The 15,991-nt window shown below is 66.6% G+C and carries 13 protein-coding genes; 3 read left to right on the top strand and 10 right to left on the bottom strand.

The annotated features are described in order from the left end of the window. Window positions 1-79 precede the first annotated feature (79 nt). Window positions 80-736, bottom strand: a complete 657-nt coding sequence (locus DEA8626_RS03220; protein ID WP_108851615.1) for a sulfotransferase family 2 domain-containing protein — start codon at window positions 734-736, stop codon at window positions 80-82. An 11-nt stretch (window positions 737-747) separates the two neighbouring features. Beyond that, window positions 748-1,671, bottom strand: coding sequence for a DMT family transporter (locus DEA8626_RS03215; RefSeq protein WP_108851614.1), 924 nt, complete (start codon window positions 1,669-1,671; stop codon window positions 748-750). 95 nt (window positions 1,672-1,766) lie between these two features. On the opposite strand from DEA8626_RS03215, the gene DEA8626_RS03210 reads away from it, so the two are divergent. Then, window positions 1,767-3,392: an AMP-binding protein gene (locus DEA8626_RS03210; RefSeq protein ID WP_108851613.1), complete on the top strand. Its 1,626-nt coding sequence runs from the start codon at window positions 1,767-1,769 to the stop codon at window positions 3,390-3,392. A 74-nt stretch (window positions 3,393-3,466) separates the two neighbouring features. Here the strand turns inward: DEA8626_RS03210 and DEA8626_RS03205 are convergent, their stop codons facing one another. Next, window positions 3,467-5,347 (bottom strand): PhoX family protein, encoded by a 1,881-nt coding sequence (locus DEA8626_RS03205; RefSeq protein WP_108851612.1) that lies wholly within the window; start codon window positions 5,345-5,347, stop codon window positions 3,467-3,469. Between the two features lie 348 nt (window positions 5,348-5,695). On the opposite strand from DEA8626_RS03205, the gene DEA8626_RS03200 reads away from it, so the two are divergent. Next, the gene (locus tag DEA8626_RS03200; RefSeq protein ID WP_108853296.1) at window positions 5,696-6,715 is read left to right on the top strand and encodes a hypothetical protein; all 1,020 of its coding nucleotides are present in this window, start codon (window positions 5,696-5,698) and stop codon (window positions 6,713-6,715) included. Between the two features lie 30 nt (window positions 6,716-6,745). Here the strand turns inward: DEA8626_RS03200 and DEA8626_RS03195 are convergent, their stop codons facing one another. From DEA8626_RS03195 to DEA8626_RS03165, 7 genes are all read right to left on the bottom strand, one after another. Next, a complete protein-coding gene (locus DEA8626_RS03195; protein WP_219929156.1) occupies window positions 6,746-7,699 on the bottom strand; it encodes an SPOR domain-containing protein in 954 nt (317 codons plus the stop codon). Between the two features lie 72 nt (window positions 7,700-7,771). Further along, window positions 7,772-8,404 carry a uracil phosphoribosyltransferase gene (gene upp, locus DEA8626_RS03190; protein ID WP_108851610.1) on the bottom strand — a complete coding sequence of 211 codons (633 nt, stop codon included), beginning with the start codon at window positions 8,402-8,404 and terminating at the stop codon, window positions 7,772-7,774. Next, on the bottom strand, window positions 8,397-9,386 hold the full coding sequence (locus DEA8626_RS03185) for an adenosine deaminase (protein WP_108851609.1): 990 nt from the start codon (window positions 9,384-9,386) through the stop codon (window positions 8,397-8,399). The genes upp and DEA8626_RS03185 overlap by 8 nt, the downstream gene beginning before the upstream one ends. Before the next feature lie 115 nt (window positions 9,387-9,501). Next, on the bottom strand, window positions 9,502-10,710 hold the full coding sequence (locus tag DEA8626_RS03180; RefSeq protein WP_108851608.1) for a phosphopentomutase: 1,209 nt from the start codon (window positions 10,708-10,710) through the stop codon (window positions 9,502-9,504). Continuing rightward, window positions 10,707-12,017 carry a thymidine phosphorylase gene (locus DEA8626_RS03175; RefSeq protein ID WP_108851607.1) on the bottom strand — a complete coding sequence of 437 codons (1,311 nt, stop codon included), beginning with the start codon at window positions 12,015-12,017 and terminating at the stop codon, window positions 10,707-10,709. The genes DEA8626_RS03180 and DEA8626_RS03175 overlap by 4 nt, the downstream gene beginning before the upstream one ends. Before the next feature lies 1 nt (window position 12,018). Next, window positions 12,019-12,411 (bottom strand): cytidine deaminase, encoded by a 393-nt coding sequence (locus DEA8626_RS03170; protein WP_108853295.1) that lies wholly within the window; start codon window positions 12,409-12,411, stop codon window positions 12,019-12,021. Window positions 12,412-12,465: 54 nt separating this feature from the next. Continuing rightward, a complete protein-coding gene (locus DEA8626_RS03165; RefSeq protein WP_108851606.1) occupies window positions 12,466-13,554 on the bottom strand; it encodes a cupin domain-containing protein in 1,089 nt (362 codons plus the stop codon). 136 nt (window positions 13,555-13,690) lie between these two features. Between DEA8626_RS03165 and DEA8626_RS03160 the strand changes: the two genes are divergently transcribed. Continuing rightward, window positions 13,691-15,970, top strand: coding sequence for an NADP-dependent malic enzyme (locus DEA8626_RS03160; RefSeq protein WP_108851605.1), 2,280 nt, complete (start codon window positions 13,691-13,693; stop codon window positions 15,968-15,970). Window positions 15,971-15,991 lie beyond the last annotated feature (21 nt).

Here is a 15,991-nt window from a genome sequence, read left to right as displayed (position 1 = left end):
CGCCCCGTCGTCCATTGGTTCTCGAACCAATGGCGCACCAATGGACGACCCCCGCGAGGTATTTGAGAACAGAAGAAGGTCAGGCCGGATCGAACGCATAGCCGAAGCGGGTGATGTCTTCGGAGCACAGTTCGCCGACGGTGTCGCGGTCTTGATCCGAGTAGTAGCCGCGCCAGTCGCGCTGCCGGTCGGACCGGTTCTCGACCGGAAGCGGCGCGAGGCGAAAGCCGAGATGGGCCTCGAGCGGGCGCAGGTCTTCCTCAAGATGCTCGAGCCGGGCGAAGAGGTCGCAGCGCTCGGCGCCCCCCGGGGTTCGGAGGTAGCTCGCATAGGGATGCGCCGCGAAGCTGGCGCGGGTGTCGGGCGCATTCAGGAACGGGCTGAAATCGAGACGCTTCGCCAGCGCGACCGCCGGGTGGTCGAAATCCTGCGCCCTCAGCCAGTGATAGTAGCTCACCATCCGGTCCCATGGATTGCGGACGAGCGTGAAGGTGAAGAACGCACGTATCTCGTCGTCGGAGGCGAGGCCGCGGATATCTGCAAGCGTGGAATGCTTCCAGAGCCGCCCCGTCGCCGTGACCCCCTTCAGCCGGCCCCGGCGCCGCTTCGCCTTGGGCGTGTCGCCGATCAGGATGTCGTCCTTCATCGCACGGTCCTCGAGCGCCAGCGCCAGCGCCGTGCCGCCGGTCTTGGGGATGTGGATGAAGATGTAGCGGCGCCCGCGCGAGAGGATCATGGGCCGCGAGGCTAGCGGCCCCGGAGCGCGATGATAAGCCCCGCCGCGAAGATCAGCGCGATGCCGAAGGCGGCGCGCGGGCTCAGGAGATCGCCCCAGAGCACGAAGGCCCAGAAGGCCGAGGCGGGCAGGATGACGTACTCGAAGATCGCCACCCGGCTCGCCTCGGCGACCTGGTAGGCGCGGATCATCATGCCGACGCCCAGAAGCGAGCCCGCCGCCTGCACGAAGGTCCAGAACCAGAACCCCGCCGAGGGCAAGACGGCCCCGCGCAGGATGAAGCCGTCGGCGCCCTCCGGCACGTCGGGCCGGAGAAGTGCCAGCAGCGCCATGCCGATCACCCCGAAGAGTCCGAGCGCCGTGAAAAAGCCCGCAAGCAGCGTCTCGGCGCTTTCTTCCGCGCACCATTCGCGCGTGGCGATATTGCCGAGCGCATAGAGCGCGCCGGCCGCAACAGGCAACACGGTGGCTGGGCCGATCGCGGCCCCCTGCCCCGGGCCGAGAACAAGCACCACGCCGACGAAGCCGAGGGCCACGGCGGCGATCCGATAGGGGCCGATCGGGATGCCGAAAGCGAAGCGCGAAATGAGAAGCGTGAAGATCGGAGCGGTGAACAGCCCCGCCGCGACGACGGCGACCGGCAGGAAGGCGAGGCAGCCGAAATAGATCACCATCGCGGTCCCGTGCAGGAGGCTCCGCCCGGCGACCGGGCCCCACCGTACCGGTCTGAGCCGCAGCCCGAGGGGCGCCGCGGCCAGCCCCAGAAGCGCGAAGCCCATCACCGTGCGGGTCGCGTGGAACTGCCAGAGGCCGGCCTCCTTCGCGATGACCTGCACGAAGTTGTCGGTAAACCCGATCGCCATCGCATAGCCGAGGATCAGCAGGCCCGCGAAAAGCGTGCGGCTGGCTGTTCCGATCTGATCGACCGTCGTCATATCGTCTCCGAATGTCGAATCCCGGTTCCCTTGAAGCGGGCGGCGCGGCAATAATCGCGTCCATAAGCGACATGGCCGGTCGGGGAGGACTTTGCATGGGCTGGATGGCGGACGAAACGGCGCTCGAAAGGAACGAGGCAAACTTCGTGCCACTCACGCCGCTTTCGTTTCTCGCGCGCGCGGGCGACGTCTTCGGCCCCGAGACGGCGGTCGTCTACCGAAACACCCGCCGGACCTATGCCGTATACCGCGACCGGGTGAGCCGCCTGGCCTCCGCGCTCGCCCGGCGCGGAGTCAGCCCTGGCGATGTCGTGGCCACTCTGCTTCCGAACGTGCCCGCCCAGGCAGAGGCGCATTTCGGCATCCCGGCCGCCGGCGCGGTGCTGAACACGATCAACACGCGGCTCGACACCGACACAGTGTCCTACATCTTCGGCCATGGCGAGGCGAAGATCGCGCTCGTCGACACGGCACTCCTGCCGCTCGCCGAGGCGGCGATCGCCGAGATGGAGGGGCCCGGCCCCGAGATCATCGAGGTCGCCGATCCCGAGGCGGGCTTCCCGGCCACGGGGCGCCACACCGAGTACGAGGCGCTTCTGGCGGAAGGCGATCCCTCCCAGCCCTGGATCATGCCCAAGGACGAATGGGAAAGCCTCGCTCTCAACTACACATCCGGCACGACGGGCCGTCCAAAGGGGGTCGTCTATCATCACCGCGGCGCGTACCTCCTGGCGATGGGCACCGCCGTGACCTGGTCGGTGGGCATCCGGCCCGTCTACCTGACCATCGTGCCCTTGTTCCACTGCAACGGCTGGTGCCACACCTGGATGATGCCGGCGGTGGGCGGCACGCTCGTCTGCTGCCGCGACGTGACCGCGAAGAACATCTACGACGCCATCGCCGACGAGGGCGTGACACATCTCGGCGGCGCGCCGATCGTGCTGAACTCGATCATCAACGCGAAGCCGGGCGACCGGCGCGACTTCGACCATGTCGTCGAGGTGTTCACCGCCGGCGCGCCGCCTCCCGCAGCGACGCTGGCCGCCATCGAGCCGCTCGGATTCCGCGTCACCCAGGTCTACGGGCTGACGGAGACCTACGGCCACGTCACCGAATGCCTGTGGCGCGCCGAGTGGGACGGCGTGCCGCAAGCCGAGCGCGCCGCGATCAAGGCCCGAACCGGAATACTTATGCCGTTCATGGAGGACATCTCGGTCCATGACGACAAGGGCGTGCCCGTTCCGCGCGACGGCAAGACGCTGGGCGAAATCGCGATCCGCGGCAACGCGGTGATGAAGGGGTACTACAAGAACCCCAAGGCCACGGCCGAAGCGTTCAAGGGCGGCTTCTTCCGCTCCGGCGACATCGCCTTCCAGCATGAGGACGGCTACATGAAGATCACCGACCGCGCCAAGGACATCATCATCTCGGGCGGCGAAAACGTCTCGTCGGTCGAGGTCGAGGGCGCGTTGATGCACCACCCGGCGGTGTCGCTCTGCGCCGTCGTGGCCAAGCCGGACGAGAAATGGGGCGAGGTCCCTTGCGCCTTCGTCGAGCTTAAGGAGGGCGGAGAGGCGACGGAAGACGAACTCATCGCCTTCGTTCGAGAGCGGCTCGCTGGGTTCAAGACGCCGAAGCGCGTGGTCTTTCAGGAACTGCCGAAAACCTCGACCGGCAAGGTCCAGAAGTTTGAACTCAGGGTGCTCGCGAAAACGCTCTGACGGGCGGCGCGCGCCTTCCCTCGCGGAGGCCGGTGGCGCCCTTTGGGCGCCGCCGGTAAGCTTAATCTTCAGGCCTAGCCGACAGGCTGGCCGTCTTCCCGCCAGACCGCGATCACGGACGACCGGGGCTTGCCGGCGCCGTCGGGCCAGCTGCCGCCCGGATGCTGGACGCCGACGAAGGCGACCTTGCGGTCGAGCGACCAGCAGAGACCCGTCACCTCCGCCCCGGTCGGGACGGTCATGAAGCGGGCTATCTCGCCGGTCTCGGGGTTGCCGACGAGCATCTGGTTGTTGCCCATGCCGGCAAACTCGCCCTCGTTGCTGTCATCGCCGTCGGTCTGGATCCAGAGAAGGCCGGTCGAATCGAACTGCATCCCGTCCGGCGAGTTGAACATGTTGCCCTCGGTGACGTTGTCCGAGCCGCCATAGACATTGCCGTAGACGGTCGGGTTGCCGGCCATGACGAACAGATCCCACGAAAACGCGTCGGCCCCGTGATCGTCGCCCGCGGGCACCCAGCGCACGATCTGGCCGAAGTTGTTGGTCTCGCGCGGGTTGGGGCCATTTACCGGCGTCTCGTCGCCACCGGCATTCGGCTTCACGCCCCGGTTCTTGTTGTTGGTCAACGCGCAATAGGCTTCCGCCTTCATGGGATTCGCGGCGATCCACTCGGGCCTGTCCATCGTCGTGGCACCAACCTTGGAACCGGCGATGCGGGCGTGGATGAGAATCTCCTCGATCGCCATGCCGGTGGTCTCCGGCGTCAGCGCCAGCCACTCGCCGGTCTGGTCGTCGTTGAACTTTGCGACGTAGAGCGTGCCGTCGGACAGAAGGCCGTCGGTCGGCTGCCCCTCGGCCCAGGTCCCGTTCGAGACATACTTGTACATGAACTCGCCGCGCTCATCGTCGCCCATATAGACGACGATCCGGCCATCGGCGGCCTGCACCATCTCGGCGTTCTCATGCTTGAACCGGCCAAGCGAGGTGTGCTTGACAGGCGTGCTCTGGGGATCGCTCGGATCGATCTCCGTCACCCAGCCGTGGCGGTAGGGCTCGTTCGGCTCTTGCGAGAGGTCATAGCGCGCATCGAACGTCTCATAGCCGTAGCGGCCCTCGCCGCCGATGCCGTAGCGCTCGAAATCGTCGGTCACCTCGTAATCGCCGCTCGCGCCGAAATAGCCGTTGAAGTTCTCTTCGCAGGTCAGATACGTGCCCCAGAGCGACTTGCCGGATCCGCAATTGTTCATTGTGCCCTTGGGCGACATGCCCTCCGGATCGGCATTGGTCTTGACCAGATCGGAACCCGCGGCGGGGCCGTCCATGGTCATCTGTGTCTCGTGTGTGATCCGGCGGTTGTAGGGGCTGTCGATCACGACCTCATAGCCGTCGCCCTTGTCGGCGACTTCCATGACGGTGACGCCCTGAAGGTTCTTCAGAAGCATCACTTCTTCGGCCGATTGCGGCATGCCTTCAGAGGCGGCGGGCAGGTTGATCTTCGGGTTCACATATTCGGAATTCACTGCGATCAGCTCGCGGCCGTCGACCTCGAAAAGCGACATGCCGTCGGTGTTCTCGCCAAAGACCATGTCCGAGATCGCGGGCGAAACGCCGGTGTCTGGCGAATAGGCGCCCTCGGCATCGGAAAACAGCGGATCGCCCCACCGGACGACGGTCTTCCAAGCGTAGCCGCTCGGGACGTGAACGTCGAAATCCGTCGCGATGCCGATCGGTTCGAACGGAAACGCCGTACTGCCGGCCAAGGCCTTGCCCGCCGATCCCAGAAGCCCCGAACCGAAGACCGCAGCGCCGGACCCGAACGCGAGCACGCCGCCCATGAAGCCGCGACGCGAAATCGCGCGTTCGACGACCTTGTCGAACTCGCTCTCCGCGGGGCGCGGGTCCCGGTGTTCGTCGAACTCGTCCCAAGTGAGATCGATCAGGGTTTTCTTGTCCATAGCAGCCAGCTCCTCGTCATCTTGTTTTGCGGGATGTGCACGTCCGGACGGGCCGCGCGCGGCACGAACAGAAGCTGACCTAGCATCGTTAACTTGAGCGATTTGTGACACGGCGCCAAATCGCTGGCTACGTCGCACGCACACGAAGTTACTTGCCGCGTTTGGCGGCAGCATAAGCGATTTGTCGACATTCGACCATGCCGGGCACGAATCGTTTCGTCTGCGGGGACGACCCGCCAGGGCTCGCGCCGCAGAAGCGGCCTGGGCCCGTCCCCGCGCCGATTGTTCGCGCGCGCGCGATCGGCTATCCTGCCCGCCAACAGAGGCAGCGAGCAGGCCCACCCCGCCGTGACGGCGCTCAAGGAATACCAGCGGCTGGAATGCACCGGCCTGTGGCGCGACACGCCCGACGCGCAGCGCCGCGAGGTTGCCGTCTCGTTCGGCGACGCCACGCTCGTGATTTCCGAGGCGCGGTCCGGCCGGGCGCTCGCCCACTGGTCGCTTCCCGCCGTGACCCGCGTCAATCCGGGCCGCATGCCGGCGCGCTACGCGCCCGGTCCCGACGCGGGCGAGGAACTGGAACTCGAGGACAAGGAGATGATCGCCGCGGTCGAGCGGGTGCACGCGCTGATCGAGGCGCGGCGGCCGCATCCCGGCCGGCTCCGCGGGTTCATCCTCGGCGCAATTCTTCTGGTCATTCTCGCGGTCGGCCTCTTTTGGATGCCGCGCGCGCTCGTCAGCCACACCGCCGCCGCCCTGCCCTTCTCCAAACGGCAGGAAATCGGGCGCATCGCACTCGCCGATCTCACCCGGCTCACCGGTACGCCCTGCGGCGGGTCCGAAGGGGCCGAGGCGCTGGCCCGTCTGAGCGACCGGCTCTTCGGCGCGCGCGACCGGCTGTTCGTCCTGCCTGAGGGCCTCTCGCGGACCCGGCACCTGCCGGGCGGCGTGGTCCTTCTGCCGCGCGCGCTCGTCGAAAGGCTCGAGACGCCGCACGTCGCCGCCGGGACCATCCTGGCCGAGGACGCGCGCCGCACGGTCTCTGACCCACTGATCGGGATTCTCGACCATGCCGGCCTGCGGGCCACGCTCACGCTTCTGACGACCGGCGATCTTCCTGCCGACACCGTACACGGATACGGCGAGGTGCTGCTGCGCGCCGATCCTCTGCCGGTCACCGACGCCGCGCTTCTCGCCCGCTTCACGGATGCGGGAGTGCCGACGACGCCCTATGCCTACACTCTGGACCCGAGCGGCGAGTCGGTTCTCGGCCTCATCGAGGCCGATCCCTATCGCGGTCGGGCCGCGCCAGCGCCGATCCTGTCGGACACCGAATGGGTCGCGCTGCAAGGGATCTGCGCCGAATAGGCACCGGCGTCGCCAGCCGGAGCAATCGGGCTAACGGCGCGCGAAGGCGTCCGCGTAGCCGTTCCGGCGCGCCGTCGTCAATGCGGCGGCCAGCGCGGCGTCATCGGCGAAGGGGCCGGCAAGAACCGTGCGGACAGGCTTCCGCCCGACATGTTCGCGGGCGGTGGCGACCGGCAGGCCCATCGCCTTCAGCCCGGCGACAGCGCGGTCTGCATTCGCGGGCTCCGCGTAGGCGCCGACCTGGACGTAGCGTGCGCCGTGACCGCTCGCGGACGCCTTCGTGGACCCCGTCGCCCGGCCGCTTGCCTTCGCGGCCTGCCCCGCGGGACTCAGCTTTCCGTTCGACCAGACCACACGGTAGTCGCCTCTGTCGGCCTTCTCCGCGCGCCGCGCATCGGCCGCGCGAGGCGCGTTCGGTTCGACGGTCAGTCCCGGCACGCCCAGCCCGTTCAGATAGGCCACCGGCTCGCCCTCGGTCTCTTCGGCGCATTGGGTCACCCGCCGCCCGTCGCTCAAGAGATAGCGCTGCGCCGCATCGATGCCTTCGACGCAATAGGTCGCGGCCTTACCAACGGTGCGGACCCGGACCAGACGCGTGCCCGTGGGCGCGGCCTTCCGCGCCCGCTTCTTCGCAGGCGCTGCCATAACCGCCGCCGCGGGTGCAGCGGCGGCCCGCACGGTGGCCTCCGCCGTCGCCGGCGCGCTCGGAGTCGGGGACGGCGCTTCGGGTTGAGCTGCGGGTGCGGCGCCTGCCGACAGGGAAGGCTCCAGACCGCAGACGGGCTGCCGGTCGCGCCCGAGACGCGGAATCCAGGTCACCTGCCCCCCGATTCCGGCCCGGACAAAAGCGCAGCCGCCGCTGTCGACATACTGATTGCCGGCATAGTCGGCCGGCGGCGCTTCCCTCGGCCCCCCAACCTGCGCTTGCGCCCCCGTGCCCGTCCCCGCAACCGCCACGAGTGCGGCCAAAACAACCCGGATCACCTGCATATTCCGCCTCATCGTTCGTTGGCGGCAGGATGCCAAAGGCCTGGCGATGAGTAAAGGAAAAACGGCCTATTTAGTACCGAACATGCGATCACCCGCATCCCCTAGCCCCGGTACAATATATCCATGCTCGTTCAGCCGCTCATCCACAGCCGCTGTGACGATCGGAACGTCGGGATGCGACTTTTTCATCCTAGCGATCCCTTCTGGCGCGGCCAGAAGGCACATGAAACGGATGTTCGTGGCGCCCGACCTCTTCAGCAGTTCCACCGCCGCGGCCGAGGAATTCCCGGTCGCCAGCATCGGATCTAGCGCGATCACGAGACGGTTCTCAAGCTCGGACGGCACCTTGTAGTAGTACTGTACCGGCTGAAGAGTCTTCTCATCCCGGTAAAGCCCGACGAAGCCCACCCGCGCAGCCGGGATGAGCTCCAAAACGCCGTCCAGAAGCCCGTTGCCCGCCCTCAGGATCGAAATGAGCGCCAGCTTCTTTCCGTCGATCACCGGTGCGTCCATCGGACAAAGCGGCGTCTCGATATGCTTCGTCGTCATCTCCATTTCACGCGTGATCTCGTAGGCCAGAAGCTGGCTGATCTCGCGCAGGAGCCGGCGGAAGGAATTGGTGGAAGTCTCCTTCTCCCGCATGAGGGTAAGCTTGTGCTGCACGAGCGGATGGGTCACGACGGTCAGATGCTCATGCATCGGTTTTCTCCAGTCTCTTTAGTATCTTCTCACGTGTTTTGAATGTGCAGAACGCGGCTTCTGCCGAGGTCTTCGCAATCTCATGGAAGACACCATCATCCCAATCGAAGGCCTCGGCCAGACGGTCGTATTCCAGCGCCATCGTTGTGTGAAAGAAGGGCGGATCGTCGGTCGAAACCGTCACCCTAACTCCGCGTTCGCGCAGACGATCAATTGGATGGGACCGGTAATCCTTGTAAAGCCCCAGCGCGACGTTCGAACCGGGGCAGAGCTCCAGCACAATCCCCGCCTCGGCGATCTCATCCACCAGCGCAAGATCCTCGATCGCGCGCACGCCGTGGCCGATGCGCTCCACGCGCAGGTCGCGGATGGCAGCGCGCACGCTGTCGGGCCCGCCCCATTCTCCCGCATGGCACGTCAGCCGCAGCCCCGCCTCGCGGGCCGCATCAAAAGACCAGGCGAAGTCTTTGGGTTTGCCAGACTTTTCATCACCCGCCAGCCCGAAGCCGACCAGCCAGTCACCGGCCGTTTCGGCGGCGCACAGCGCCGCCTCCTTCGCCTTGTCCGGCCCAAAATGGCGGATCGGCGTGACGATGCCCCTAAGCACGATGCTGTGGCGCCGTTCGGCCAGATCCGCCGCCTCGCGGATCGCGTGAAGGTAGTCGCGCCAGGCCGACAGGTCCCGCCCACCGCAGAAGTCGGGGCTGATGAAGGCCTCGGAGTAGACAACCCCCGAAGCCGCGCTTTCTTCCAGCACCGCGAGCGTTAGGCGGTGGTAGTCCTCGGGCGTCGTCAGGACCGCGGTCGCGGCCTCGTAGACCGTCAGGAAGTGCCAGAAGTCGCGGTAGGCGTAGTTACCCCGCTCGTCGAAGATGCCCGAGATGTCGATCTTCTTCTCGGCGGCAAGGCCGCGGATGAACGCGGGCGGCGCGGCGCCTTCGAGATGCAGGTGCAACTCGACCTTGGGCAGCGACGCGCTCATGCCGGCCGTCCTCGCTCGCCCCGGCCGTGTCGGGACGCGTGTCGGGACAGATGCGGGACGCAAGCGGTACGCGTGCGGGACCGAAGGCAGGCGGCAAATCCGGGGTCGTGCGCAGTCACAGGAAACTCCTCCCCGGCCCCTCCGATGGCACGCCGAGATGCGCCGCGACCGACGCCGCGACATCGACGAAGCCCACCTGCCCGATGGCCCGGACACCCAAGCCGTAGCCGACGACCGGCACCCTTTCGCGCGTATGGTCGGTCCCGGTCCAGGTCGGATCGTTGCCGTGATCGGCGGTAAAGATCGCCAGATCGCCGGGCTGCAGCCGTTCGAAAAACCGCCTGAGTTGCCCATCGAACCATTCGAGCGCGCGGGCATAGCCTGAAACGTCGCGGCGATGGCCAAAGAGGGTGTCGAATTCGACGAAGTTCGCAAAGGTCAAGGACCCGGGCTCGGCCGTGTCCGCCAGCGAAACTAGATGTTCGAAAAGGTCTGAATCCGTCCCCTTGCGCACGTCGTCGATCCCGCGCCTGGAGAAGATGTCGCCGATCTTGCCTATGGCGTGGACCTTGCGCCCGGCGCCCTGCACCCAGTTGCAGAGCGTGGGCGCAGGCGGCGCGATGGCGTAGTCGTGGCGATTGGCCGTCCGCCTGAAATTCCCGCACTCACCCACGAACGGCCGCGCGATCACCCGCCCGACTTTCATTGCGTGCAGCGTGGGCGCGATGTCCTCGCAAAGCTTCAGAAGTCGGTCGAGCCCGAACGTCTCCTCATGCGCGGCGATCTGGAAGACGCTGTCGGCCGAGGTGTAGCAGATCGGCCAACCGGTGCGCATATGCTCGGCGCAATGCTCCTCGATGATGGGCACGCCCGAGGCATGGCAGTTGCCGAGCGTCCCCTCGGCGCCCGCGAGCCGAGCGACCTCGTCCATCAGTTCCTGCGGAAAGGCGGGGACCTCATCGGGAAAGTAGTGCCAGTCCCACGGCACCGGCACGCCCGCAAGCTCCCAGTGACCCGAGGGCGTGTCCTTGCCCTTCGACACCTCGGTCGCCGCCCCCCAAAGTCCGGAGGGCTCTGCATCGAAACCCGGCATCGACGCGCCCGAGGCGAGCCGCACCGCCGCACCGAGCCCGAGCGCGTCGAGATTGGGCATGCGCAAGGGGCCGCTCCGTCCCTCCTCCGCGCTGCCGGCGACGCAGGCCTCAGCAATGTGGCCCAGCGTGTTGGCGCCGGTATCGGGCACGTTGCCGTTGAAGAATTGGTTGGCATCGGGCGCACCGCCCGCCCCGACACTGTCCATAACGACGAGGAAGGCGCGCGTCACGGCCCGATCCTCGCATGGATGAGAGGCGGTTCCTCGGGTTCCTCGGGGCTGATACGGATCGCCGCGGCAACGGCGCGCGCCGTGTCCTCGGCCGCCGCCTGCGTGGCGGCGTGGATCCGGGCGATGGCCTCACCGCGCTCGATCGGTTCGCCGAGCGGCATGATCTCGGATAGCCCCACCGAGGGATTGATGCGGTCGTCTCCCCGAAGCCGCCCGCCCCCGAGAAGAACGACGGCGTGGCCCAGCACCTCTCCGTCGATCGCGGTGACGAAACCATTCTCCGCGGCGGCCACGTCGAGTACGACGGGCGCGGCAGGCAGCCTGTCGGGATAGCGATCGACGAAATCGGACGGGCCGCCCTGAGCCGCGACCATGCGCCCGAAGATCTCGGCCGCGCGTCCCGATTCCAGTGCCTCGTCGATCTGCTCGCAGCCCTCCTCGGCGTCGGCGACGAGCCCGCCAAGCGCCAACGCCTCGCCGCCAAGCTGAACGGTCACGTCCCAGAGAGCTTGGTTCACAGCGACCCCCGTCAGCGTCTCCATCACCTCGAGCACTTCGAGCGCATTGCCGGCGGACGAGGCGAGCGGCTGATCCATGTCCGTGATCAGCGCCGCCGTGCGGCAGCCCGCGCCGTTCGCCGTGATAACAAGCGCCTCGGCCAGAGCCTCGGCATCCTCCATCGATTTCATGAAAGCGCCTGAACCCACCTTGACGTCCAGGACTAGCGCTTCGAGGCCAGCCGCCAGCTTCTTCGAGAGAATCGAAGCGGTGATGAGATCAATGGACTCCACCGTGCCGCTCACGTCGCGGATCGCGTAGAGCCGCCGGTCCGCTGGCGCCATGTCTGCACCCGCGCTGACGATGGCGCAGCCGTGTTCCGCCACCAGTCGGTGCAGATCATCGGTTCCGAAGCCGGTGCGGAAACCGGGGATCGCCTCGAGCTTGTCGAGCGTGCCGCCGGTGTGGCCAAGTCCACGGCCGGAGATCATCGGCACATAGGCGCCGCAGGCCGCGAGCGCGGGGGCAAGCAGAAGAGACGTGCAGTCGCCGATGCCGCCTGTCGAGTGCTTGTCGATTACCGGACCTGGAAGGTTCCATTCCAAAACGTCGCCGCTGTCGCGCATCGCCTCGGTCAGTGCGACACGCGCGTCCTGATCGAGGCCCTTGAGAAGCACGGCCATCGCGAAGGCGCCGGCCTGCGCATCGGTGACCTCATCCGAGGCGAGACCTTTCGCGAACCACACGGCCGCCTCGGGCGACAGCCCCTTTCCGTCGCGGACGCCCGCGATGATGCGGCGCGCGTCCATGTCAGGTCCGGTCCATATGATGCGCCGAGAAGCCCCCGGGCAGGAGAGCCCCGATCGTCGTCTCCTCGGACCGGCCATCCGTGGTCGCCAGTGTCACCGGAACGTCAGAGCGCCCGAACTCCGCCAGCTTCTGCCGGCAACCGCCACAGGGAGAGACCGGCATCGCGCTATCGGCGATCACTGCGACCTCGGTCAGCTCGGTCTCGCCCGACGCGACCATGGCGGCAATGGCGCCCGCCTCGGCGCAAGTGCCCTCCGGATAGGCGACGTTCTCGACGTTACAACCCTTGTAAACCTTGCCCGACCGTCCCCTGACCGCCGCGCCGACTTTGAAGTGCGAATAGGGCGCGTAGGCGTTTTCCCGCACCTCGCGGGCGGCATCGATGAGCGACATGAGCAACTCCTTGTACGATGCCGAGACTGCGTCCATGCGGGAGGCGATGCAAGGTCAGCGATGGATTTCCGTAACGAAACGGCCCGGCAGCGCGACTTCGAGGATCTCGACATCGTCGCTCGGCTCCGACCAACGGGTGCGCATCCCCGGAGGGATCACGTAGGCATCGCCCGGTGCGAGCAGGCAGGGGGTCTTCCCCTCACCTTGAAGCGTCATGGCGCCGCCCATCACGAAACCAAATAGGATGTCGCCGTCATGCGTTGCCCAGGCGAAATCGCCCTCGCCCCGGCGTACGACTTCAACACTTGCCACACCCGCGGTGTTCTCACCGATCGTGGTGTCCCGGCAGACATAGCCCGGAAGCCGGTACGGCCGCCATTCTGCACCCTGCGCGACATTGTGGACGAAGCGCTGCCCCTGCCATTCCCGCTCGGGCCTGAGATGCGGGGTGGGCAATTCCATCTCGTGGTCAATCTCGGTGACATGATCGGCCGGGACGCCGATCTCGATCACCTCGATCCCGTCGGAGGCTTCGAGCACCCGGTGCCGGATCTCGGGTGGCTGAATGAAGCAGTCGCCGGCATGGAGCCGACGCGGGCCGCCCTGATCCTCGTAGACGACATCCACCCAGCCCTTGATGCAGAAGATGAGCTGAAAGCCGACCTTGTGGAAATGCACCATGTCAGGGACGGGCCCGCCATCGGGAATGCGGATATGGCTCGCGATGATCGAGCCGCCGAGGCGCGAGGGGATGAGATCGCGGTACTGCATCCCGGCCCGGCCGATGATCCAAGGCGCCTGGTCGGCAAGCCGTCGGACGACGAAGGCGTGTTGGGTCGGCGGCTGAATGACGGGCGGATTCAGCACGTCAATCTCGATCTCGGTCCCGCCCGGCGCAGTCAGCCGACGCGCGCCGTCAGCCAACGCGTCTGGATCGTCGCTCAGAATGCGCAGCCGTCCCGGCGTCCCGCTCACATTCGCGTCCAGCCGCACCCGAAGCCCATGACCGGACAGGATCGCCACCGCCGGATCGTCGGCGGGCCAGATCGCGTCGAGCCGCATGTGAAGGGTTTCGGTGAAGAATGGCAGATCCTTGACGAGGCTCGTGGTCAGCAGAACGACCTCAGCGCGAATTTCGGACATTTCAGGCTCCCCGTGCTATGGGAAGAGTGGCGGGACGGGCGGAAATTGACAAGCGACTCGGGGGCCTGGTCAACGAGCCTTCCGTCTCGCCGCAAGAAAGTTTAATACTAAACGAGTTTTCTCGGGAGGACAGGACGTGGACGACGCACGGCAGGAAAACGCACGACAGGCGGCGCTGGACTATCACGAGTTCCCCAAGCCCGGGAAGCTCGAGATCCGGGCGACGAAGCCCATGGCCAACGGCCGCGACCTTTCCCGCGCCTACAGCCCCGGTGTCGCGGAGGCCTGCCTCGAGATCAAGGCCGACCCCACCACGGCCTCGCGCTTCACCGCGCGCGGCAATCTCGTCGCGGTTGTCACAAACGGCACTGCCGTCCTGGGCCTCGGGAACATCGGCGCGATGGCGGCGAAGCCGGTGATGGAGGGCAAGGCTGTCCTGTTCAAGAAGTTCGCGTCCATCGACTGCTTCGACATCGAGGTCAACGAGCCTGACCCCGAGAAGCTCGCCGACATCGTCTGCGCGCTGGAACCCACATTCGGCGCGATCAACCTTGAAGACATCAAGGCGCCGGACTGCTTCATCGTCGAGAAGAAATGCCGCGAGAGGATGAATATCCCGGTCTTCCACGACGATCAGCACGGCACCGCGATCGTCGTCGGCGCGGCGGCGACGAACGCGCTGCATGTCGCGCAGAAGGACTTCGACAAGATCAAGGTCGTCTCCACCGGCGGCGGGGCGGCCGGGATCGCCTGTCTCGACATGCTTTTGAAGCTGGGCGTGAAGCGCGAGAACGTTTGGCTCTGCGACATCGAGGGCCTGGTCTACGAGGGGCGCGAGGCACAGATGACGCCGCAAAAGGCAGCCTATGCGCAGGGAACGAAACCGGCGACGCTCGCCGATGTGATCGAAGGCGCCGACCTCTTTCTCGGCCTCTCGGGTCCGGGCGTCCTGAAACCCGATATGGTGAAGAAGATGGCCGACCGGCCTATCATCTTCGCGCTCGCCAATCCCATGCCCGAAATCATGCCCGACGAGGTCCGCGCGGTCGCGCCGGAGGCGATCATCGCCACCGGCCGCTCGGATTTCGCGAACCAGGTCAACAACGTCCTCTGCTTCCCGTTCATCTTCCGCGGCGCGCTCGACGTGGGCGCGACGACGATCAACGACGAGATGGAGCTCGCCTGTATCGAGGGCATCGCCGCGCTCGCCCGCGCCACGACGAGCGCCGAGGCCGCGGCCGCCTACAGGGGCGAGACGCTGACCTTCGGGCCGGACTACCTGATCCCGAAACCGTTCGACCCGCGCCTTATCGGGACCGTAGCCTCGGCCGTCGCCCGGGCCGCGATGGAAACCGGTGTCGCGACCCGGCCGATCGCCGATCTCGACACCTACAAGCGCAAGCTCGACGGTTCGGTCTTCAAGTCGGCGCTCATCATGCGCCCGGTCTTCGACGCCGCCCGCACCGCCCAGCGCAAGATCGTCTTCGCCGAGGGCGAGGATGAACGGGTCCTGCGCGCCGCCAACGCGATGCTCGAGGAGATGACCGACCGGCCGATCCTCATCGGCCGACCCGACGTGATCGAGCGGCGCTGCGAACGCGCCGGCCTGCCGATCCGGCCCGACCGCGATTTCGAACTCGTCAATCCCGAGAGCGATCACCGCTACCGCGACTACTGGGAAAGCTATCACGAGCTCATGGCGCGGCAGGGTGTCACGCCCGACCTCGCCCGCGCGATCATGCGCACGAACACGACCGCGATCGCCGCCATAGCGGTCCACAAGGGCGACGCCGACAGCATGATCTGCGGCACGTTCGGGCAGTATCTCTGGCACCTCAACTACATCCGTCAGGTCCTGGCCCGCGACGGGCTCAGACCGCTTGGCGCGCTTTCGCTGATGATCCAGGAGGATGGTCCCCTTTTCGTCGCCGACACCCATGTGAACGCGGTGCCGACGCCCGAGGAGATTGCAACCACGATCTGCGGCGCGGCACGCCATGCCCGGCGCTTCGGCGTTACGCCCAAGGTCGCACTCTGCTCGCATTCCAACTTCGGCAATCTCGACACCGATTCCGGCCAGCGGATGCGCGCCGCGCTGGAACTGCTCGACGCGAAGGCCGTCGACTTCTCCTATGAGGGCGAAATGTCGGCCGATGCCGCGCTCGACCCCGAACTGCGCGAGCGGATATTCCCCGGCAGCCGGATCGAAGGCGCGGCGAATATCCTTGTCTTCGCCTATACGGATGCAGCCAACACTGCGCGCAACATGCTGAAGTTGCGGGCCAACGGGCTTGAGGTCGGGCCGATCCTGATGGGCATGGGCAACCGCGCCCATATCGTCACGCCTTCGATCACCGCGCGCGGACTTCTTAACATGTCGGCCATCGCGGGGACGCCGGTCGCGCTCTACAGCTGACCGTGCCGGGGGAAAGAATCA

This window comes from Defluviimonas aquaemixtae, assembly GCF_900302475.1.
Taxonomy (GTDB): Bacteria; Pseudomonadota; Alphaproteobacteria; order Rhodobacterales; family Rhodobacteraceae; genus Albidovulum; species Albidovulum aquaemixtae.
Note: the sequence above shows the minus strand (reverse complement) of the source record. Positions and strands in the feature narration are given on the sequence as shown.

What these genes read in the sequence shown, in the direction of transcription:
- DEA8626_RS03220 (WP_108851615.1), bottom strand. Translation starts at nt 736, where the DNA reads ATGATCCTCTCGCGCGGGCGCCGCTACATCTTCATCCACATCCCCAAG.
- DEA8626_RS03215 (WP_108851614.1), bottom strand. Translation starts at nt 1,671, where the DNA reads ATGACGACGGTCGATCAGATCGGAACAGCCAGCCGCACGCTTTTCGCG.
- DEA8626_RS03210 (WP_108851613.1), top strand. Translation starts at nt 1,767, where the DNA reads ATGGGCTGGATGGCGGACGAAACGGCGCTCGAAAGGAACGAGGCAAAC.
- DEA8626_RS03205 (WP_108851612.1), bottom strand. Translation starts at nt 5,347, where the DNA reads ATGGACAAGAAAACCCTGATCGATCTCACTTGGGACGAGTTCGACGAA.
- upp (WP_108851610.1), bottom strand. Translation starts at nt 8,404, where the DNA reads ATGCATGAGCATCTGACCGTCGTGACCCATCCGCTCGTGCAGCACAAG.
- DEA8626_RS03185 (WP_108851609.1), bottom strand. Translation starts at nt 9,386, where the DNA reads ATGAGCGCGTCGCTGCCCAAGGTCGAGTTGCACCTGCATCTCGAAGGC.
- DEA8626_RS03175 (WP_108851607.1), bottom strand. Translation starts at nt 12,017, where the DNA reads ATGGACGCGCGCCGCATCATCGCGGGCGTCCGCGACGGAAAGGGGCTG.
- DEA8626_RS03170 (WP_108853295.1), bottom strand. Translation starts at nt 12,411, where the DNA reads ATGTCGCTCATCGATGCCGCCCGCGAGGTGCGGGAAAACGCCTACGCG.
- DEA8626_RS03165 (WP_108851606.1), bottom strand. Translation starts at nt 13,554, where the DNA reads ATGTCCGAAATTCGCGCTGAGGTCGTTCTGCTGACCACGAGCCTCGTC.